Source organism: Achromobacter sp. DH1f, assembly GCF_000633435.1.
Classification (GTDB): Bacteria; Pseudomonadota; Gammaproteobacteria; order Burkholderiales; family Burkholderiaceae_B; genus Achromobacter; species Achromobacter deleyi.
This window is the reverse complement of the sequence record NZ_AYMF01000006.1, coordinates 254,861-275,640: the sequence shown is the minus strand read 5'-3', so window position 1 is coordinate 275,640 and position 20,780 is coordinate 254,861. Positions and strand designations below refer to the sequence as shown.

The following is a 20,780-nucleotide window of genomic DNA, read 5'->3' as shown; positions in this document are numbered from 1 at the left end:
ATGTATCAATCCGCCCGCCAAGAACTGCTGACCCTGCGCGACCTGATCCGCTACGGCGTATCGCGCCTGAACGCCGCCGAGGTGGCGCTGGGTCACGGTAGCGACAACGCCTGGGACGAGGCGGTCTACCTGGTCCTGCACGCCCTGCACCTGCCGCTGGACACGCTGGAGCCCTTCCTGGACGCCCGCGTGCTGACCGAAGAGCGCAGCCGCGTGCTGGACCTGATCGACCGCCGCGTGACCGAGCGCGTGCCGGCTGCCTACCTCACCAACGAGGCCTGGCTGCGCGGGCATCGCTTCTACGTGGACAAGCGCGTCATCGTGCCGCGCTCGCCCATCGCAGAGCTGCTGGACGAAGGCCTGTCGCCCTGGGTGCAGGACGCACAGGCCGTCGACAACGTACTGGACATGTGCACGGGATCGGGCTGCCTGGCGATTCTGTCGGCCATGGCCTTTCCGTATGCCCATGTGGATGCCGTCGACGTCTCGCCGGACGCGTTGGACGTAGCCCGCCGCAACGTCGACGACTACGGCCTGGCCGACCGGCTGGAACTGCATCAGAGCAACCTCTTTGACAGCCTGCCCGAACGCCAGTACGACGTGATCGTGTGCAATCCGCCCTACGTGAACAGCGGTTCCATGGACGTGCTGCCGCAGGAATACCGCCACGAGCCCCACCTGGCGCTTGCCGGCGGCACCGACGGCATGGACCTGGTGCGACGCATTCTGCAAGCCGCGCCGCGCTTTCTGACGCAAGACGGCGTGCTGGTGCTGGAAATCGGCCACGAGCGTGATTTCTTCGAAGCCGCCTTCCCCGAGCTGTCGCCGGTGTGGCTGGATACGGCAGAGGCATCCGACCAGCTCCTGCTCTTGACCCGCGAGCAGTTGACGACGTGATACGCGCTACTGGATTGACCCTGCGCCGCGGCACGAAGGTGTTGCTGGACGACGCTGAATTCGTGGTGCATCCCGGCGAGCGTGTCGGCATCGTGGGCAAGAACGGCGCCGGCAAGTCGTCGCTGTTCGCCCTGTTGACCGGCTCGCTGGACCTGGACGCCGGCAACCTGGCGGTGCCCGCCGGCTGGCGCATTGCCAGCGTCGAACAGGAACTGCACGCCGACGACCGCCCTGCCCGCGAATTCGTCATCGACGGCGACACGGGGCTGCGCGCACTGCAAGCGCGCCGCGCCGAGCTGACCGACGACCAGGGCACGCAGATTGCCGAGGTCGAAGCCGCCCTGGTCGAGGCCGGTGCCTGGAGCGCTGCGTCCCGCGCCGAACAGCTCCTGGCTGGCCTGGGCTTCAAGCCGGCCGAATGGACCCAGCCCGTGGCAAGCTTTTCCGGTGGCTGGCGCATGCGTCTGGCGCTGGCGCGCGCACTGATGGCGCCGTCCGAATTGCTGCTGCTGGACGAACCCACCAACCACCTGGATCTGGACGCGATGCTGTGGCTGGAGAAATGGCTGGGTGCCTATCCGGGCACCGTCATGCTGATCTCCCACGACACCGAGTTCCTGGACGCAGTGGCCAAGTCGATTCTGCATTTTGACCACGCCAAGCTGGTGCGTTACCGCGGCGGCTACGGTGATTTCCTGACGCAACGCGCCGAGCGCCTGCGCCAGACCAACATCGCCTACGAACGCCAGACCCGCGAAACCGCCCGCCTGCAAGGCTTCATCGACCGCTTCAAGGCCAAGGCGTCCAAGGCCAAGCAGGCGCAAAGCCGCGTCAAGGCGCTGGCCCGCATGCAGGTGCTGGCGCCGCTGCAGGCCGAAGCCGGCATCGACATCCGCATCCCGTCGCCCGATCAGGTGCCCGATCCGCTCTTGACGCTGGAACACCTGTCCGCAGGCTATACCGATGCGGCGGGCAACGCCGTGCCGATCCTGCGCGACGTGACGCTGATGGTGCGCGCGGGCAGCCGCGTGGGCGTGCTGGGCGCCAACGGGGCCGGCAAGAGCACGCTGATCAAGACGCTGGCCGAAGAGCTGCCGGTGCAGGCCGGCGAACGCCGCGCCTCGCGCGGCCTGGCCATCGGCTACTTCCACCAGCACCAGCTCGACATGCTGGACCTGGACAGCACGCCGCTGGCGCACCTGGCGCGCCTGGCGCCGGAAACGCGCGAGCAGGAACTGCGCAATTATCTGGGCGGCTTCGGCTTCTCGGGCGATACCGTCAACAGCAAGGTCGGCCCGATGTCGGGCGGCGAAAAGGCGCGCCTGGCGCTGTCCTTGATCGTCTGGCAAAAGCCCAACCTGCTGCTGCTGGACGAACCCAGCAACCACTTGGACGTGGAAACGCGCGAGGCCCTGGCCGCCGCGCTGGCCGAATTCGGCGGCAGCATGCTGCTGGTCTCGCACGACCGGCACCTGCTGCGCACGACGGTGGACAGCTTCTGGATCGTGGCCGACGGCGCCGTGAGCGAATTCGACGGCGACCTGGAAGACTACCGGGACTGGCTAGCCGCCCGCAACGCCGGCGAACGCGCCGAAGCGGCCCGCGAAAACGCCGAAAACGGCGAGCCCGTGGTCGACCGCAAGGCGCAGCGCCGGGCCGAGGCCGAACAACGCCAACGCCTGTCGGCCCTGCGCAAGCCGCTGGAAGCCAAGCTGGCCAAGGTGGAATCCGAAATGGAAAAGCTGCGCGCCAAGCTGCATGCGCTGGACGGTGTCATCGCCGACCCGGACTTGTATTCCGACGCGCGCCGCAGCGAACGCCAGAAGGTCATGGCCGAGCACGGCGAACACGGCAAGCGCATGGAAACGCTGGAAGAACAGTGGCTTGAACTGCAGGGTTCGCTGGAAGAAATCGACCAGAGCGAAGCCTGATCGCGGTGGGCGGCCAGGCCGCCCACCGCTTGCCCACGCCGGCAATCGTCTAGTAATAATAATAGTTATCATTTATAATTGGTTGCGAATTTGACTCTATCTGGCGCCTGGCGTCAGCGACATGTCTTCGCTTACCGATGTATTTCTTCGCCACTACCGCGAGGTGCTGGGTTTTCTTTCGCTTCGCACCGGGTCCCGCGATGTGGCCCAGGACTGCGCCCAGGACACCTGGATCAAGCTGGCCGAGTTCAAGGACAAGACCCGCCCGGACAATGACCGCGCCTATGTGTTCCGGGTCGCCGCCAACATCGCCACCGACTGGCACCGGCGCCGCGGCCGCGAACTGACCGCCGTCGCCGACTACGCTGCCGCGCAGCCCCCTGCCTTCGAAGCCGACACGCTGGATGTGGCCGCCGCCAATCAATTGCTGCGCCGGCTGGAAGCCGCGTTGCTCGCCCAGCCGCGCCGCAGCCTGGATGTGTTCGTGCTGCACCGACACGACGGCCTGACCTATCGCGCCATTGCCGAGCGTTTCGCGATCTCGGTCAGCGCGGTGGAAAAACACATGATGCGCATCCTGCTGGCTTGCGACCAGGCGCTGGCATGAGCATCGCGCCGTCCGTTCGCGGGCCGCAGGCCGCCAATGACGAGGCCTCGCGCTGGGTGGTCCGCGCCAGCGGGCAAACACTGGATGCCCAGACCCAGGCCGAATTCGATGCCTGGTACCAGGCCGACCCCAGCCATGCCGCGGCATACGACCGGCTGGCACGGGTGTGGCGCCGCATGGGCGAGATCGACCGCGGCAAGCTGGCGCCAGCACGGCCGGCCCGCAAGCGGCGTACGGCCCTGGCGTTGGCGCTGCTGGCGGCCACCGGCATCGGCTGGCATACGCTGCGGGATTTTCATCCCGGGGCCGATTACGCCAGCGGCGCCGAAGTGCTGCGCGTGGCGCTGCCCGACGGGTCCACCGCCGTGCTGGATGCGCATTCCGCCATTGCGGTCGACTTCGGCCCGGACAAGCGCGAAGTGCACTTGCTGGCTGGCCAGGCGCTGTTCAATGCCGCGCCGCGCGTTGCCGATGGCCCCGCGTTCACGGTGGCCACGCCCGACGCCTCGGCGAGCGCGCTGGGCACCCGCTACGCCGTGGCGCGCGAGCCGGCCGGCACCCGGGTCACCGTCTATCAGCACCGCGTAGCGGTTCAATGCCTGGCCTGCACCGATGGCCAATCGCTGATCCTGGACCCGGGGCAGGAAGCCACCGTCTCGCCTGACGGCATCCTCCGTGGCGACGCGCCCAAGGAAAACGCGCCCGGCTGGAGCCAGGGCCTGCTGGCGTTCAACAATGCGCTGCTGCCCGACGCCGCCGCGCAATTGGCGCGCTACACCGGCAAGCACATCGTGGTCATGGGTGACCCGGCGCGGCGCACCCACGTGTCCGGCACCGCCAATATCGCCAACCCCAAGCGGGCGCTGGACCTGCTGTTGGCACAGACGCCGGTGCGCATCACGGACCTGCCGGGCCTGCTGATCTTGCGTTGACGTGCGCACATCAATCAGTAAATGAGAATCGATATAAATTATTCATCGATCCGGCACTGAGGTAAACACGGCGTCGCCACGTCCTACGGCTGACATCAACACAGCTTGGGACGTATCCATGGCTTTCCCCTCTGACGGCGGCGCACGGCGCCTGGCAGGCGCTTCGGCCGCCATCCTTTGCGCCGCGCTGGCGCTTGCAGCGCCTGTCGCCGCACACCCCCCGGCCCGCGCGACCTCGTACGACATACCCGCCCAGCCGCTGGGCGATGCCTTGCTGGCGCTGGGTCGCCAGGCCGGGTTGGAAATCTCGTTCTCGCCCGCCGCCGTGGCCGGCAAGATCGCGCCCGCACTGCAAGGCGAGTATTCGGCCCTGCTGGCGCTGGACAAGCTGCTGGCAGGGTCCGGCCTGGCGCTGCGCGCAGACGGCCCGGGCCGCTACATCGTCTTCGTGGACAAGACCAGCCAATTCTCGGCGTTGCGGCTGGAAGCCGTGCGGGTCTATGGCGAACAAGTCGGCGAACGCGTCTACGGCCGCGACGAAATCGCCGAAACCCCGTCATCGAACCGGGACCTGAGCACCCTGCTGGCCACTCATCCTGCGGTACGTACCAATCCCGGCGCGGCGGGCTCGCAGAATCGCGGTTCGCTGAACGTGGAAGACATTTCCTTCCACGGCTCCAGCCCCTACCAGAACCTGTTTCAGATCGACGGCATGGACGCGACCAATCGTGTGGATCCGGCCAGCAAGAACCTGAACCTGCAGGTCGGCAACGTCCCCAGCAATCCGCAGTCGTACTTCGTGGACACCAGCCTGCTCGACGAAGTGCGCGTGCACGACAGCTTCGTGCCGGTGGAATACGGGCGCTTTACTGGCGGCGTGGTCGACGCGCGGCTGCGGCGTTTTTCCGGCGAGAACCACCTGAACCTGGACTACCGCTGGAACACGTCGAAGATGACGCAGCAACAAGTGTCGGAAGGCGACGAGAACAGCTGGGCGCAAGGCAAGCCCGGCTACTCGCCAGAATGGAAGAAGCGCTTCTATTCCGCCGTGGGCGACATTGCGTTCAACGAGAAAACGGGTGCGGTGCTGGCAATGTCGCGCCGCGAATCGGACATCACGCGCTGGAACATGGGCGTGGACGACAAGGGCCAGCCCATGCCCGGACAGGACCGCTACCAGGACCGCATCGACAACTTCCTGGGCAAGTTCAGCGTGCGCGCCAGCGCCGACACCATCGCCGACCTGACGCTGAAATACAGCGACCGGCGCGAGACGCTGGCCAGCGACCTGTTCCGCAACACCCGCTGGGACAACAATCACGGCGCGCGCGGCGTCAGCGGCAATGTCGATCACCTGTTCCAGGGCGGGCGCTTCACGTTGCAGGCCGGCTGGGACCGTTCGATGAGCAACCGCACATCGGTCGGCAACGAACTGGTCACGTACCAGCCTTACCGGTTGCCGCAATACACCGCCGGCGGCTTCGGCCGCGAACAGACGCAGCAGGACACCTGGACGCTCAAGGGCCGCATCGACCTGGACCCGGTGCGCACGGGCGTCTTCACGCACAGCCTGTACGCCGGCACGGAAATCCAGCACATCGATGCGGCCTTCAGGCGCTACCAGGAAACCTATTCCTATCGCCGCGCCTACAGCGCCAACGGTAAATACCAGGATTTCAGCAAAGTCCGCTATCTGCCCGGCACCGTGAACGTGAATTACGACATGGCCAGCCTGTACCTGTCCGACCGCATCGAATGGCAGCGCCTGGCATTGGACGCCGGCGTGCGCTACGACCGCGAGACCTTCCTGGGCAACACCAATCTCTCGCCACGCACCCGCCTGGACTGGGACCTGTTCGGCTCGGGCGACACGCTGCTCAGCGCCGGCTGGTCGCGCTACTACGGCGGCGAGGTGCTGGAAACCGCGCTGGAAGCCGAGCGCAGCCGCCTGCGCAAGCAGGTGCTGGATGCCAAGGGCAAGCCGGTCGCCGATGGCAACAAGGAATACTTCGTCGAATACCAGGGCCTGCGCCTGCCCTACGACGACGAATGGGCGGTGTCGTTGCGCCAGCGCATGGCGGGGCTGGAAGGCACCTTGAGCTACGTGCACCGCAACGGCCGCGACCAATGGACCAAGACCGGCAACGAACGCGACGGCTACAAATACACCAACGACGGCCTGTCCACCACGGACGGCGTCAGCCTGACGCTGCGCATGCTGGAACCCTGGCGCCTGGGCGAGACACGCTGGAACATGCAGGCCTCCTGGAGCTGGCAGAAGCGCAAGACCAACGCCGACCTGGTCGAAGGCTACACCGCGGATGCCCGCGCACCGGACGACTACGTGATCTACAACGGCTCGCAGATCCGCGCCATCGACCTGCCGCCCAGCACCTTCTACCAGCCCCAGGTCGCAACGATGACGTTGATCGGCGCGTGGCCCCGCGCCGGGCTGACCTGGAGCAACATGGTCAATTGGCGCAGCAAGCGCGATGCCACCATCTATGTCGGCGTGGGCCCCAAGCCCTACTACCTGGATCGCTTCGAATCCGGTGAACTGCCGTCGTACTGGACCTGGGACACCAAGCTGGCCTGGCAACCCACATTCGCCCGCAACCTGGAATTCACGGTCGAGGTATTGAACGTGCTGAACCGCATGCCCGCGGTGACGGCCAGCAATCCCAACCTGAAGACCAACCGCAGCACTTTCCAATCGGGACGCGAGCTATGGCTGCAAGTCGGCTATCGCTTCTGATGGCGGGCGCGGCGCTGGCGGTGGCCAGCGCCGCGCAGGGCACCGAGCCGCCGGGGGCTGCCCCATCGACCGTCGCCCCCGCCTGCCGCACCACGACGGGCGAAGACGCCGCCTGCCTGCGGTCCCGCTACGCCGGAGCCCCCGCCACGTGGCCGGCGCCCACCATCGACCCGGGCGTGCGCTGGACGGAATGGGCGGCGGTACCGCCTGCATCCGATCCGCCGTTGAGCTGGACAGCCGCGAACCCGGGCCAGGCGGAACTGGCGGCCGACGTGGCGCATGCGCCGGCCGTGACGTTGGGCCAGATGCTGTTCTTCGACACCCGCCTGTCACGCAAGGGTCAGGTGTCCTGTGCGTCCTGTCACCTGCCGCAGCGCGCCTTCACGGATGGCCTTGCGCTGGCGGTAGGCGAAGACAAGCTGATGGGCCGGCGTCGTTCCACGCCGCTGCTGGCCGCGCCGTTCGCCCCGCGCCTGTTCTGGGATGGGCGCGCGGCCAGTCTGAAGGAACAGGTCATGGGGCCGCTGCACGACCCGCGTGAAATGAACCATGACGCGGCCGGCGCAGTGGCGCGGCTGCGGCAGACGGAGGCCTATCCGCCGCTGTTCCTGGCGGCATTCGGCGCGGCACGTGACGCGGCACCGGACGCAGCATCTGCTGCGGCGCCTGACGCCACCACCGCGCCGCCGTCGTCCGTGGATGCGGACCGCCTGGCGCGCGCGCTGGCGGCGTTCGTCGCGTCGCTCCGGCCCGAGCCCACGCGATTCGATGCATTCCTGGCCGGCAAGCCTGATGCGCTGGATGATACGGAACTACGCGGCCTGCATCTGTTTCGCACGAAGGCCCGCTGCATGAACTGCCACAGCGGCCCGCTGCTGACGGACCACCAGTTCCACAACATCGGCCTGTCTTTCTACGGCCGCCGCAACCAGGACCTGGGGCGCTTCGAAGCCACGCGCGAACTCGACGACCTGGGCAAGTTCCGCACGCCAAGCCTGCGCAATGTCTCGCGCGCCGGGCCGTGGATGCACAACGGCCTGTTTCCGGACCTGAAGGGACTGCTGCGCATGTACAACGCCGGCATGGGCCGCGAACCGGCGCCGGACAACCCGCCCGATCCGTATGCGCCGCGCAAGTCGGCGCACATCAAGCCGCTGGACCTGAGCCCGGATGAGATCGATGCGCTGCTGGCGTTCTTGAAGGTGCTGTAAAAAAAACGGCGTCCGAGATGGACGCCGTTTTTGAGCAAGCATGCCGGATCACGAATAAGGACGCTCACGCAGACGGGTGTGGTGATCGACGACGGTGTCGATCACTTCCCGCAGAATGGTTTCGGCCAGCGCAGGCGGCACGCCGGCTTCTTCGGCCAGGCGGCGGATGCGCTGAACCTGCTGGTCTTCGCGCACCGGGTCCACCAGGTCCATGTCGTGGGCTTGCTTGAGCTCGCCGATCATGTCCGTGCAGCGGAACCGCACGCCCAGCAGCAGGATGATCTGCTGATCGATTTCGTCGACCTCGGCGCGCAGCGCCGAGAGTTCGGCTTTCGGGGAATCGTCTTTGGCCATGTCTTTGTCAACCTTGAACAATATCAAGCTTGGCGATGCCCAGCGCCAGGGTCTTGGCGCCCACATCGCGGAACTGGATTTCAGCCTGCGCGTCCTGCCCTGCGCCGCTCAGGCCGATGATCGTGCCATCACCAAAACGGGCGTGATGGACACCCTGCCCCACACGATACTGCTTGTCGCCCACGGTGACACCGGTGGCCGTGCCACGCGGTTGACGCGGCGCAATGGTGTTGGTGGCCTTGCGGCCGAAGGCATCGCCGCGATTGCCGTTCCAACCCGCACCCGTGCTGCTGACCGGCGCCAAGCCGGCCTTGGGCGACAGCCATTTCAGGTGCTGCTCGGGAATTTCATCCAGGAAGCGCGACCGCATGGCGTAGCGCGTCTGGCCATGCAGCATGCGGCTTTGCGCCAGGCTGATGTACAGGCGCTGGCGCGCACGGGTGATCGCCACGTACATCAGGCGGCGTTCTTCTTCCAGGCCGGATTGCTCAAGAATGCTGTTCTCGTGGGGGAACAGCCCTTCTTCGAGGCCGGTGATGAAGACCGCGTCGAATTCCAGGCCCTTGGCGGCATGCACGGTCATGAGCTGCACGGCGTCCTGGCCCTGCTGGGCCTGGTTGTCACCGGCTTCCAGGGCCGCGTGCGACAGGAACGCCGCCAGCGGCGTCATGGTGTCGGCCACGACCGGCGGCGCATCGACCACGCCCGGCATCAAGGTGGACGAGGTGTCCTGCGCGGGCGGCACGCCGGCCGGCAGGCTGTCGTAGTTTTCCTCGGACGCGAACACCGCCGCGGCGGTGATCAGTTCGTTCAAGTTTTCCAGCCGCTCGGCACCTTCGCGTTCGGCCTTGTAATGGGCATTCAAGCCGCTGGTTTCGAGCATGTGCTCGACCATTTCGGGCAGCGGCAGGTCGCGCGTTTCTTCGATCAGGCGATGGATCAGCTGCGCAAACTGGGCCAGGTTCGACCCGCCCTTGCCCGCCACCATGGCCACCGCCGCGTACAGGCTGCAATCGTGCGCGCGGGCCGCGTCGGCCAGTTGCTCGAGCGTGCGCGCGCCAATGCCGCGCGTGGGGAAATTGACCACCCGCATCCAGGACGTATCGTCGTGCGGATTGGCCATCAGGCGCAGGTAGGCCAGCGCATGCTTGATTTCCTGGCGCTCGAAAAAGCGCAGGCCGCCGTACACCTTGTAGGGAATGCCGGCCGAGAAGATGGCGTGTTCGATCACGCGCGATTGCGCGTTGCTGCGATACAGCACGGCGATCTCGCGGCGCAGGCTGCCTTCGTGGATCAGCGAACGGATTTCGTCCACGATCCATTGGGCTTCCATGCCGTCGGAAGGCTGTTCGATGACGCGCACCGGTTCGCCTTCGCCCTGGTCGGTCCAGAGGTTCTTGCCCAGGCGGCCGCTGTTGTGGCCGATGAGCGCGTTGGCCGAATCCAGGATGTGGCCGTACGAACGGTAGTTCTGTTCAAGGCGGATGACGGTGCCGTGCGCGTAGTCGCGCTCGAAGTCGGACATGTTGCCGACGTTGGCACCGCGGAACGCGTAGATGGACTGGTCGTCGTCGCCCACGGCGAAGATCGCCGCGCCGCCGCCGGCCAACAGACGCAGCCACTTGTACTGCAGCGTGTTGGTGTCCTGGAACTCGTCGACCAGGATGTGGCGGAAACGGCGCTGGTAGTGCTCGCGCACCGGCGCGTTGCGCGACAGCAATTCGTAGGCGCGCAGCAGCAGCTCGGCAAAATCCACCACGCCTTCGCGTTGGCATTGGGCTTCGTAGAGCTGGTAGATCTCGATCAGGCGACGGCGATGGGCATCGTAGGCTTCGACGTCGTTGGGACGCAGGCCTTCTTCCTTGGCGCCGTTGATGAAGCGCTGCACATCGCGCGGCGGATACTTCTCGTCGTCGACGCCGTTGGCCTTCATCAGGCGCTTGATGGCGGCCAGCTGATCGGTGACGTCGAGGATCTGGAAGGTCTGCGGCAGGCCGGCATCGCGATGGTGCGCGCGCAGCATGCGATTGCACAGGCCGTGGAAGGTGCCGATCCAGAGGCCGCGCGTATCGATCGGCAGGATCGCCGACATGCGCGCCAGCATTTCGCGGGCAGCCTTGTTGGTGAACGTGACCGCCAGAAGCCCAAAAGGCGAAGCCTGGCCGGTTTGAATCAGCCAGGCCATGCGGGTGGTGAGCACCCGAGTCTTCCCGCTGCCCGCCCCGGCCAGGACCAGGGCGTGCTGCGGTTCTAACGTTACTGCGGCGCGTTGTTCAGGGTTGAGCTTCTCTAGCATCATGCCGCGTAGCGGCGCAGACGTTGAGCGAATTGCTCGAGCCCGGCGATGCCGCTTTGCTGGGCGCGCTGGCACCAGGCCTGCAGGTCATGAAGGAGCTGTTCGCTGCTGGCGCTGGAGCTTTCCCAGATGCGGCCGAGTTCGCGGCGCATCTGCACCAGGGTCGACAGCGACTGGTTCTGGGCAATGGCCTTGTCCACGGCTTCGAGCTGTTCCGGCTGAAGGATGTCTTCGTTGCGGTGGATGGCGCGACGCACCTTGTGCAGCTTGTTCCAGCCGCAATCGGCGTTGCCGTCCTGGCGCGAGGCCTTCAGCTTGGCGAGTTCTTCGCGGGCGGCGCTCTTGATCACGTCCGCATAGCGGGCCATGACTTCGTAGCGGTGCGTGATCACGCCTTGCAGGGTGCGCAGGTCGATGCCGGTCTTGGAGTCATCCAGCTTGAGCTTGGGCGCGACCTTCTTGATCTTGGCCAGGCCCAGGAACTTCAGGATGTTGATGTAGCACCAGCCGATGTCGAATTCGTACCACTTGGCCGAGAACTTGGCCGACGTGCCGTGGGCGTGGTGATTGTTGTGCAGCTCTTCGCCGCCGATCACGATGCCCCACGGGAACACGTTGGTGCTGGTGTCCGGGCTGTTGTAGTTGCGGTAGCCCCAGTAGTGGCCGATGCCGTTGACGACGCCAGCCGCCCAGAAGGGAATCCAGGCCATCTGGACAGCCCAGACCGTGACGCCGATGGCGCCGAACAGGGCGATGTCGATGGCGAGCATGCTGAGCACGCCCCACAGGCTGTGCTTGCTGTAGACGTTGCGTTCGAGCCAATCGTCAGGCGTGCCGTGGCCGAACTTGGCCATGGTTTCCTTGTTATTGGATTCTTCGCGGTAGAGCTCGGCGCCGCGGAACAGCACCTTCCAGATGCCGAACAGGATGGGCGAATGGGGATCGCCTTCCTTTTCGCACTTGGCGTGGTGCTTGCGGTGGATGGCGACCCATTCCTTGGTGACCATGCCGGTCGTCATCCAGAGCCAGAAACGGAAGAAGTGCATGACAGCCGGATGCAAATCCAGACCACGGTGCGCTTGGCTGCGATGGAGGAAGACCGTGACCGCGACAATGGTGATGTGCGTCACGACCAGGGTGAAAACGACGACCTGCCACCAAGAGGCTTGAGTCAGACCGCCGGCAATGAAGGAGAGGATGTAATCCATAAAGCTGTTATGAGCCTCGCTTGAAGAGTGCCTGAAGTTTAGCTTACCTTTGCCATCTTATGACAACGGAGTTTCAAAATAGTTTTTGAGCGAAATCAAGGACTAAGCCCCGCTTTTGAGCACAAAACCGCACGCTCGCGGCGGCACTGGCAAGCCGCGGACTGACACCGTGCGGGCTTCCGGCAGCGGGGCCGGCGCTTCCCGGGACGGGGAAGCCTTCGCAAGGCATGGTGTTTTGGCTACATTTCGCCATTAAAGTTCCTGTCAGGTCCTGCGGCTGTCTTGCGGGCGCCATGCGTCTGGCGCACACTTCGGTCCGCCCGTCCCGTCACTTATCCGGTCCGCCCCCAGATGTTTCACCACAATATCCGTCCCTATTTTATTGCACTGCTGGCCCTGCCCGGGCTGGCGGCCTCGACGCCCGCCCTCGCCCAGTCGATGAAAACCGGGGACGTCGCCGTGCTGGCGTCGTACTACGAAATACGGGGGTCGGATTGCCTGGCCTTGCGCGCCCCGCGCGTGACGATCACGCTGCAACCGCGCCTGGGCACGGCCAGCATCGTGCAGACACGGGGCCAATCCGGCGATTCGGGACGTTGCGCATATAAGACAGTGCCGGTCGCCCAACTGGTCTACCAGGCCAACCAGCCCGGCTCGGACTCGCTGGCCTGGGAAGTGAAATACCAGAATAAGACGATCGGCATCCGCCGCTACAGCGCCACGCTGGGCATCGCGCCGGCCGACTGAGCCGGCGCGGCCCGCGTGCTTCAAGCCGCGGGCTTGGCGTCGGCGGGCTTGAGCGGGGCCGGTTCGGCGTCGGCGGGTTCCGCCACGTCGGCCTCGTCGGCCGCCTGAGCGGCTTCAGCCTCAACCGATTCCACTGCCGCCTGAACCACTTCGGCCTCGGCCTGGGCGGTCTGCACGACGGCGTCAGCCTCTGCCTCGGCAGCGCTTTCGACCGTATCCACGGCGTCCGCTTCTGCGTCGACTTCGGCCTGGGCCTCGGTTTCCGTGGCGGCGGTGGCCTTCTTGCGGCGTTCGAAGACGGCGGCAAAGAAGCCGTCGGTACCATGAACGTCGGGGCGCAACTGAACGTAGGGGCCGTCCAGCTTCAGGTTTTCGCAGCGCGCCGCCAGGATTTCGGCCGCGTCCAGGCGTTCGAAATCAGGGTGGCTGGCCAGGAAACGCTCGGCCTGCACTTCATTTTCTTCGGCCAGCAGGCTGCAGGTGGCGTACACCAGGCGGCCGCCCGGGGCCACGCAACGCGCGGCGCTGTTCAGGATGCGTTCCTGCAACTGGCCCAGTTCGGCCAGCGCCTCGGGATGCTGACGCCACTTGAGGTCGGGATTGCGGCGCAGGGTGCCGATGCCGCTGCACGGCGCATCGACCAGCACGCGCTGGGCCTTGCCGGCCAGGCGTTTGACGCGAGCGTCGTTTTCGCTGTCGATGACCACCGGCACCACGTTGGACAGGCCGCTGCGGGCAAAACGCGGCTTGGCGCGTGCCAGACGGGCGGCCGACACGTCGAAGGCATAGAGCCGGCCGGTGGAACGCATCAGCGCGCCCAGCAGCAGGGTCTTGCCGCCGGCGCCGGCGCAGAAGTCGATGATCATTTCGCCGCGGCGCGGGGCTACCAGCAGGGCCAGCAACTGGCTGCCCTCGTCCTGCACTTCGATGCTGCCGTTTTCGAATTGCGGCCAGCGGTTGATCGCCGGGCGGCCTTCCATGCGGATGCCCCAGGGCGAGAACGGCATGGCCACGGGTTCGTAGCGGCCGGCGCTTTGCTGCAGTTCGGTCAGCATGGCGTCGCGCTCGACCTTGAGCGGGTTCACGCGCAGGTCCAGGCTGGCCTGGCGGTTCAGCGCATCGATCAAGGTTTCGGGGCTGTCCATGGCGCCCAGGCGCTCGTCGAGCCAGTCGGGGATGCTGCCGCGCACGGCGCGCGGCAGGGTCGCCAGGTCGATCTGCTTGACGCGCTTGAGCCAGGCGGCTTCACCGGCATCCATGCCCTCTTCCAATGCGTCCACGCCCAGCGTCGCGGCCAGGCCCAGGATGGCCAGGCGGCGCGAGGCGGGGCCAACGCCGCTTTCGCCGAATTGGCGGTAGCGGCGCAGGTGGCGCAACACGTCATAGACGGCTTCGGCGACTTCGGAGCGGTCGCGGGCGCCCAGGCCGGGATGGTGGCGCAGCCAGTGCGACAGCGCGGCGTCGGCCGGGTAGGTCCATTGCAGGATCTCGCCCAGCACGCGCTGCACCTGGTCGATGCGGCTGGCGGCGTATGACAGGCGCGGGCGGTTGAACTGCGGTTTTTGCGGCGCGGCTTCGCGCTGGCCGTGGCCGGCGTCGTCACGCGGGCCGTTGTAGGACGGGCGGGAGTCCGGGCGGCCCTGGCCTTCACGGCGGTCCGAACCGAAGGAACCGCGTTCACCGCCACGGCTGTCGCCACGCGGAGCGCCGTAGGACGGACGCGAATCCGGACGGCCCTGGCCTTCACGGCGGTCCGAACCGAAGGAACCGCGCTCGCCGCCACGGCTGTCGCCACGCGGGGCGCCGTAGGACGGGCGGGAGTCCGGGCGGCCCTGGCCTTCGCGACGGTCCGAACCGAAGGAACCGCGCTCGCCGCCACGGCTGTCGCCACGCGGGGCGCCGTAGGACGGGCGCGAGTCCGGACGGCCCTGGCCTTCGCGACGGTCCGAACCGTAGGAACCACGCTCGCCGCCACGGCTGTCGCCGCGCGGGGCGCCGTAGGACGGGCGAGAATCCGGGCGGCCCTGGCCTTCACGGCGGTCCGAACCGAAGGAACCGCGCTCGCCGCCACGGCTGTCGCCACGCGGGGCGCCGTAGGAAGGGCGGGAATCCGGACGGCCCTGGCCTTCGCGGCGGTCCGAACCGAAGGAACCACGCTCGCCACCACGGCTGTCGCCGCGCGGGGCGCCGTAGGACGGACGGGAATCCGGACGGCCTTGGCCTTCGCGGCGCTCAGAACCGAAGGAACCGCGTTCACCGCCACGACTGTCGCCGCGCGGGGCGTCATAGGACGGGCGCGGCGTCGGCCGCCCCTGCCCTTCACGGCGCTCGGAACTGAAGGAACCGCGCTGACCGCCCCGGTTGTCGCCACGCGGCGCGTCATAGGACGGACGCGGGGCCGGACGGCCTTGGCCCTCGCGACGCTCGGCGCCGAAATTGCCGCGTTCTTCGCGGCGCTCGGAGCCAAACGAGCCGCGATCTTCGCGGCCACCGGCGCGTTCGTCACGCGGGGCGCGTTCGCGCGGGGCGGCGTCGCGGGACTCGCCCTTGGGGCGCGAGAAGAAGGACCGACCGTCGCGGCCTTCGGCGGCTGCCCTCGGGGCGCCGGCCGGACGGGAACGCGGAGATTGGGGTTTGCTCATGGTGTATTCCAGTGGGGCGCAGGGATTGCGCCCGATAAATGCGATTCAGGGCCGCCGGGCGGCCCGCGATGCGTAAGGGTCGCGGCTCAGGCCGCCGCGGACCAGGTGAATAGGCGGTCGGGATCGCCCTGCACGTCCACCCGGTGGTCGGTTGTCAGGGTAACCCGGCCTTCGGCCAGCCAGCGCACGGCGGCAGGAAAAGCCTGATGTTCTACCTCCAGCACGCGGTTGGCCAGCAATTCAGGGGTATCGCCGGCCAGGACCGGCACGCAGCCCTGGGCGATGATCGGGCCGTGATCCAGCACCGGGGTGACGAAATGCACGGTACAGCCGTGCACCCGCACGCCGGTGGCCAGGGCCTGGGCGTGGGTATGCAGCCCGGGGAACGCCGGCAGCAGCGACGGGTGGATATTCACGAGCCGGCCGGCAAAGCGATTGACGAAGCCGGGCGTCAGGACCCGCATGAAGCCGGCCAGGATGACGAAATCGGGTTCGTGCAGGTCGATTTCAGCGGCCAGGGCCGCGTCGAACGCTTCGCGGCTGGCGTAATCCTTGTGATACAGGGCGGCCGTGGCAATGCCCTGCTCGGCGGCCCATTCGAGGCCGCCGGCATCCGGCCGGCTGGCGATGACGGCCGCGATGCGGGCGGGCCAGCCCTGCTCGCGGCAGGCCTGGACTAGCGCCTGCATATTGCTGCCGCGCCCTGAGATCAGGATGACGATGCGGCGCTGTGTAGTAGATGTTTCCGGCAAGATGACCAATCCAAATTGGGGATGTCGAACAATCCCGTAATCCAAAATTGTAAACTCTCGCTCGTGAAACCATCGCTGCGTATCTACCGATCCCTTCCTCCGCCCGCTCAGCGCGCCCCTTGTGCGCTGACCATCGGCAATTTCGACGGCGTCCACCGCGGACATCAGGCCATGCTGGCGCGCGTCTGCCAGGTTGCCCGCGAGCGCGCGCTGACCCCGGCCGTAATGACGTTCGAGCCGCACCCCCGCGAATATTTCGCGACGCTGAACCACCGCCCGGAACTGGCGCCCACGCGTATTTCCGGCCTGCGTGACAAGCTGGCGGCGCTGGCGCGCTATGGCGTTTCCCAGGTCGTGGTCGAACGCTTCAATGCCCGCCTGGCCGAAATGTCGGCCAACGCATTCATCGAGAACCTGCTGGTCGGAGGCCTGAACGCCAAATGGCTGCTGGTGGGCGAAGACTTCCGTTTTGGCCACAAGCGCAGCGGCGACATCGACCTGCTGCGCGAAGCCGGCCTGCGCCATGGCTTCGAGGTCCAGACCCTGGCCGACGTGACCGACCGCCACGGCCACCGCATTTCCAGTTCGGAAGTGCGTACCGCGCTGGCCGTCGGCGACCTGGACCGGGCCCGCCACCTGCTGGGCCACCCCTTCCATATCAGCGGCCACGTGATCCACGGCCAGAAGCTGGGCCGCACCCTGGGCTTTCCGACCATGAACTTGCGGGTGGCCGAGCGCTGCGCGGCCCGTTCCGGCATTTACGTGGTGCAGGTCTACGGCCTGGGCGACCGCGCCCTGCCGGCCGTGGCCAGCCTGGGCGTGCGCCCCACGGTCGAAGACCGCGGCCGCGTGCTGCTTGAGTCACACCTGCTCGACGAGACCGTCAACGCATACGGTAAACTCGTGCGTATCGAATTCCTGCACAAGCTGCGGGACGAAGAAAAATTTCCTGACCTCCCTTCCCTGACTGCCGCCATCGCCGAAGACGCGCGAAACGCGCGCGCCTATTTTGCCGTTCATGGACTATAAAAAGACCCTCAACCTGCCCGATACCCCCTTCCCCATGCGGGGCGACCTCGCCAAGCGCGAGCCCGCCTGGATTACGCAGTGGGAGGAAAACCACGTCTACCAGGCGATCCGCGCCGCCAGCAAGGGGCGCCCGCGCTTCGTGCTGCACGACGGCCCGCCCTACGCCAACGGCGACATCCATATCGGTCACGCGGTCAACAAGATCCTGAAGGACATCATCGTCAAGAGCCGCAACATGGCCGGCTACGACGCGCACTACGTGCCGGGCTGGGATTGCCACGGCATGCCGATCGAAATCCAGATCGAGAAAAAGTACGGCAAGCACCTGCCCGTGGCCGAAGTGCAGTCCAAGGCCCGCGCCTACGCGCTCGAGCAGATCGACCGCCAGCGCAAGGACTTCAAGCGCCTGGGCGTGCTGGGCGGCTGGGATCGTCCCTACATGACGATGAACTTCAGCAATGAAGCCGACGAAATCCGCGCCCTGGGCAGCATCCTGGACAAGGGCTACGTGTTCCGCGGTTTGAAGCCCGTGAACTGGTGTTTTGACTGTGGCTCGGCGCTGGCCGAAGCCGAAGTCGAATACGCCGACCGCGTCGACCCGGCGGTGGACGTGGCCTTCCCGTTCGCCGAACCGGCCAAACTGGCCCAGGCCTTCGGCCTGAAATCGGTCGAAGACGGCGCCATCGTCATCTGGACCACCACGCCCTGGACCATCCCGTCCAACCAGGCGCTGAACGTGCACCCGGAAATCGAATACGCGCTGGTGCGCGTGTCGCCCGCGCCCAAGTTCGGTCCGCTGCTGCTCGTGGCGCGCGAGCGTGTCGAAGCCTGCCTGAAGTCTTGGGGCCTGGAAGGCGAAGTCATCGCCACCGCCCCGGGCGCTGCGCTGTCGGGCATTGAATTCCGCCATCCGCTGGCCCAGTTCGAAGCCGCCTACGACCGCAAGTCGCCCGTCTACCTGGGCGACTATGTCACGGCCGATTCGGGCACCGGCGTGGTGCACTCGGCCCCTGCCTACGGTATCGAAGACTTCATCTCGTGCAAGGCGCACGGCATGAAAGACACCGACTTCATCAGCCCGGTCATGGGCGACGGCAAGTACGCCGAGAGCCTGGCGCTCTTTGGCGGCCTGTCCATCTGGGATGCCAACCCCAAGATCGTCGAGGCCCTGACCGAAGCCGGCGCGCTGATGCACGTGGAAAAGCACAAGCACAGCTACATGCACTGCTGGCGCCACAAGACGCCCATCATCTACCGCGCCACCAGCCAATGGTTCGCCGGCATGGACGTGGCCCCGAAAGACGGCGGCCCGACCCTGCGCGAATCGGCGCTGGCCGGTATCGACGCCACGGCCTTCTACCCGGCCTGGGGCCGTGCCCGTCTGCACGCCATGATTGCCAACCGTCCGGACTGGACCCTGTCGCGCCAGCGCCAGTGGGGCGTGCCGATGGCGTTCTTCGTGCACAAGGAAACCGGCGAGCTGCATCCGCGCACGTCCGAACTGCTTGAACAGGTGGCGCAGCGCGTCGAGCAAGGCGGCATCGAGGCCTGGCAGGCGCTGGACCCGCGCGAATTGCTGGGCGACGAAGCCGACCAATACGAAAAGAACCGCGACACGCTGGACGTCTGGTTCGATTCCGGCAGCACCCACGCCACCGTGCTGGGCGGCAAGGACCATGCCTTCGCCGGCTCGCACGGCGCTGAACTCGCCTGGCCCGCCGACCTGTACCTGGAAGGCTCGGACCAGCATCGCGGCTGGTTCCATTCGTCGCTGCTGACCGGTTGCATGCTGTATGGCCAACCGCCCTACAAGGCCCTGCTCACGCACGGCTTCGTGGTGGACGGCCAGGGCCGCAAGATGAGCAAGTCGGTCGGCAACGTGATCGCCCCGCAAAAGGTGTCCGACTCGCTGGGCGCGGAAATCCTGCGCCTGTGGGTGGCTTCCACCGACTACTCGGGCGAACTGTCGATTTCCGACGAGATCCTCAAGCGCGTGGTCGAAGGCTACCGCCGCATCCGCAACACGCTGCGCTTCCTGCTGGCCAACCTGGCCGACTTCGACGCCGTGTCGCAAGCCGTGCCTTATGGCGACCTGTTCGAGATCGACCGCTACGCGCTGGCCATGACCGCGCAGATGCAGGCCGAAGTGCAGGCCAACTACGAGCGCTACGACTTCCACCCGGCCGTGTCGCGCCTGCAGACGTTCTGCTCGGAAGACCTGGGCGCGTTCTACCTGGACATCCTGAAAGACCGCCTGTACACGTCCGCCGTGGGCAGCCTGGCCCGCCGTTCGGCCCAGACCGCCCTGCTGGACATCACCCAGACGCTGCTCAAGCTGATGGCCCCGATCCTGTCGTTCACGGCCGAAGAAGCCTGGAAGGAACTGGTGGCCTCGGCCCTGAAGCACCAGGCCGACGCGGCCCGCGTGACCATCTTCACCGAGGTCTACCACGCGCTGCCGCCGTTCGCCGATGCCGATGCCCTGTCTGCCAAGTGGACGCGCCTGCGCGCCATTCGCGCCGAAGTCCAGCGCAAGCTGGAAGAAGTGCGCACGGCAGGCGACATCGGTTCGTCGCTGCAGGCCGAAGTCGACCTGTACGCCAACGGCGAAGACCAGCAACTGCTGGCCAGCCTGGGCGACGATCTGCGCTTCGTGCTGATCGTCTCGCGCGCCACCGTGCACGCAGGCGAAGGCGAAACCCGCATCCAGGTCACGCCGTCGATGCACAAGAAGTGCGAACGCTGCTGGCACTGGCGCCTGGACGTGGGCCAGGATCCGGACCACCCCGAGATCTGCGGCCGCTGCGTGTCCAACCTGTTCGGCTCGGGCGAAGCCCGCGACAAGGCCTGAACATGGCCGGCCCCGCCTCGCAAGGCGCCAACGCGTCCGCGGCAGCCAGCGCGCCCCCCGCCAAGGTGGGCCGCTGGCTAGCCATCGCCCTGGCGATCATCGTGCTGGACCAGCTGACCAAGGTGTACTTCAACACCTCGTACCAATACGGCGAACGCCTGAATCTGCTGCCGTTCTTCGACTTCACGCTGCTATACAACCGCGGCGCGGCGTTCAGCTTCCTGGCGTCCGAAGAAGGCTGGCAGCGCTGGTTGTTCACCGCGCTGGGCATCGTGGCCGCCGTGGTCATCACCGTGATCCTGCGCCGCACCCGCGGCCAGCCGCGGTTCTGCCTGGCCCTGACGCTGATCCTGGGCGGCGCCATCGGCAACGTGATCGACCGCGTGGTCTATGGCCACGTGGTGGACTTCCTGCTGTTTTATTGGCGCGACTGGTATTTCCCCGCCTTCAACCTGGCGGACGTGGGCATCAGCTGCGGTGCAGTACTGCTGGTGCTGGACGAACTGCTGCGGGCGCGCAAGCCGCGGGCCTGATTTTTCATCCCGTATTGCCTCGAAAGACCCGGCCC

General features: G+C 66.7%; 15 protein-coding genes. 10 read left to right on the top strand and 5 right to left on the bottom strand.

The genetic code is table 11. The features are described 5' to 3' along the window. The 6 genes from prmB (at position 1) to U858_RS0103890 (ending at position 8,333) form a co-directional block, all read left to right on the top strand. Complete coding sequence (gene prmB / locus U858_RS0103915) at positions 1-897, top strand: 50S ribosomal protein L3 N(5)-glutamine methyltransferase (protein ID WP_025135888.1); 897 nt, start codon at positions 1-3, stop codon at positions 895-897. Then, positions 894-2,828 (top strand): ABC-F family ATP-binding cassette domain-containing protein, encoded by a 1,935-nt coding sequence (locus U858_RS0103910; protein WP_025135887.1) that lies wholly within the window; start codon positions 894-896, stop codon positions 2,826-2,828. Before prmB ends, U858_RS0103910 begins: the two co-directional genes overlap by 4 nt. A 121-nt stretch (positions 2,829-2,949) precedes the next feature. After that, a complete protein-coding gene (locus U858_RS0103905) occupies positions 2,950-3,435 on the top strand; it encodes an RNA polymerase sigma factor (RefSeq protein ID WP_025135886.1) in 486 nt (161 codons plus the stop codon). After that, the gene (locus U858_RS0103900) at positions 3,432-4,367 is read left to right on the top strand and encodes a FecR domain-containing protein (RefSeq protein ID WP_025135885.1); all 936 of its coding nucleotides are present in this window, start codon (positions 3,432-3,434) and stop codon (positions 4,365-4,367) included. Before U858_RS0103905 ends, U858_RS0103900 begins: the two co-directional genes overlap by 4 nt. A 118-nt stretch (positions 4,368-4,485) precedes the next feature. Next, a complete protein-coding gene (locus tag U858_RS0103895) occupies positions 4,486-7,122 on the top strand; it encodes a TonB-dependent siderophore receptor (RefSeq protein ID WP_025135884.1) in 2,637 nt (878 codons plus the stop codon). Further along, positions 7,095-8,333: a cytochrome-c peroxidase gene (locus U858_RS0103890; protein WP_029953511.1), complete on the top strand. Its 1,239-nt coding sequence runs from the start codon at positions 7,095-7,097 to the stop codon at positions 8,331-8,333. The genes U858_RS0103895 and U858_RS0103890 overlap by 28 nt, the downstream gene beginning before the upstream one ends. 48 nt (positions 8,334-8,381) lie before the next feature. Here the strand turns inward: U858_RS0103890 and U858_RS0103885 are convergent, their stop codons facing one another. Genes U858_RS0103885 through U858_RS0103875 form a run of 3 tightly spaced genes read right to left on the bottom strand, consistent with a single transcriptional unit; the run spans position 8,382 to position 12,191 of the window. Beyond that, positions 8,382-8,687 (bottom strand): chorismate mutase, encoded by a 306-nt coding sequence (locus U858_RS0103885; RefSeq protein ID WP_025135882.1) that lies wholly within the window; start codon positions 8,685-8,687, stop codon positions 8,382-8,384. A 7-nt stretch (positions 8,688-8,694) separates the two neighbouring features. After that, positions 8,695-10,986, bottom strand: coding sequence for a UvrD-helicase domain-containing protein (locus U858_RS0103880; RefSeq protein ID WP_025135881.1), 2,292 nt, complete (start codon positions 10,984-10,986; stop codon positions 8,695-8,697). Next, complete coding sequence (locus U858_RS0103875; protein WP_025135880.1) at positions 10,983-12,191, bottom strand: fatty acid desaturase; 1,209 nt, start codon at positions 12,189-12,191, stop codon at positions 10,983-10,985. Before U858_RS0103875 ends, U858_RS0103880 begins: the two co-directional genes overlap by 4 nt. 351 nt (positions 12,192-12,542) lie before the next feature. Here U858_RS0103875 and U858_RS0103870 point away from each other — a divergent pair, with 351 nt between their 5' ends. Then, positions 12,543-12,938: a hypothetical protein gene (locus U858_RS0103870; RefSeq protein ID WP_025135879.1), complete on the top strand. Its 396-nt coding sequence runs from the start codon at positions 12,543-12,545 to the stop codon at positions 12,936-12,938. Between the two features lie 20 nt (positions 12,939-12,958). On the opposite strand, the gene U858_RS0103865 is transcribed toward U858_RS0103870, so the two are convergent. Both U858_RS0103865 and purN read right to left on the bottom strand, forming a co-directional pair. After that, positions 12,959-14,437 (bottom strand): RsmB/NOP family class I SAM-dependent RNA methyltransferase, encoded by a 1,479-nt coding sequence (locus tag U858_RS0103865; RefSeq protein WP_025135878.1) that lies wholly within the window; start codon positions 14,435-14,437, stop codon positions 12,959-12,961. 1,229 nt (positions 14,438-15,666) lie between these two features. Next, positions 15,667-16,332: a phosphoribosylglycinamide formyltransferase gene (gene purN / locus U858_RS0103860; protein ID WP_025135877.1), complete on the bottom strand. Its 666-nt coding sequence runs from the start codon at positions 16,330-16,332 to the stop codon at positions 15,667-15,669. 63 nt (positions 16,333-16,395) lie between these two features. Here purN and U858_RS0103855 point away from each other — a divergent pair, with 63 nt between their 5' ends. The 3 genes from U858_RS0103855 to lspA are packed head-to-tail and all read left to right on the top strand — an operon-like array spanning position 16,396 to position 20,745. Beyond that, positions 16,396-17,361, top strand: a complete 966-nt coding sequence (locus U858_RS0103855) for a bifunctional riboflavin kinase/FAD synthetase (protein ID WP_025135876.1) — start codon at positions 16,396-16,398, stop codon at positions 17,359-17,361. After that, the gene (ileS, locus tag U858_RS0103850; RefSeq protein ID WP_025135875.1) at positions 17,351-20,212 is read left to right on the top strand and encodes an isoleucine--tRNA ligase; all 2,862 of its coding nucleotides are present in this window, start codon (positions 17,351-17,353) and stop codon (positions 20,210-20,212) included. The genes U858_RS0103855 and ileS overlap by 11 nt, the downstream gene beginning before the upstream one ends. A 2-nt stretch (positions 20,213-20,214) precedes the next feature. Further along, on the top strand, positions 20,215-20,745 hold the full coding sequence (gene lspA / locus U858_RS0103845; RefSeq protein ID WP_025135874.1) for a signal peptidase II: 531 nt from the start codon (positions 20,215-20,217) through the stop codon (positions 20,743-20,745). The last annotated feature ends 35 nt before the right edge of the window (positions 20,746-20,780 follow it).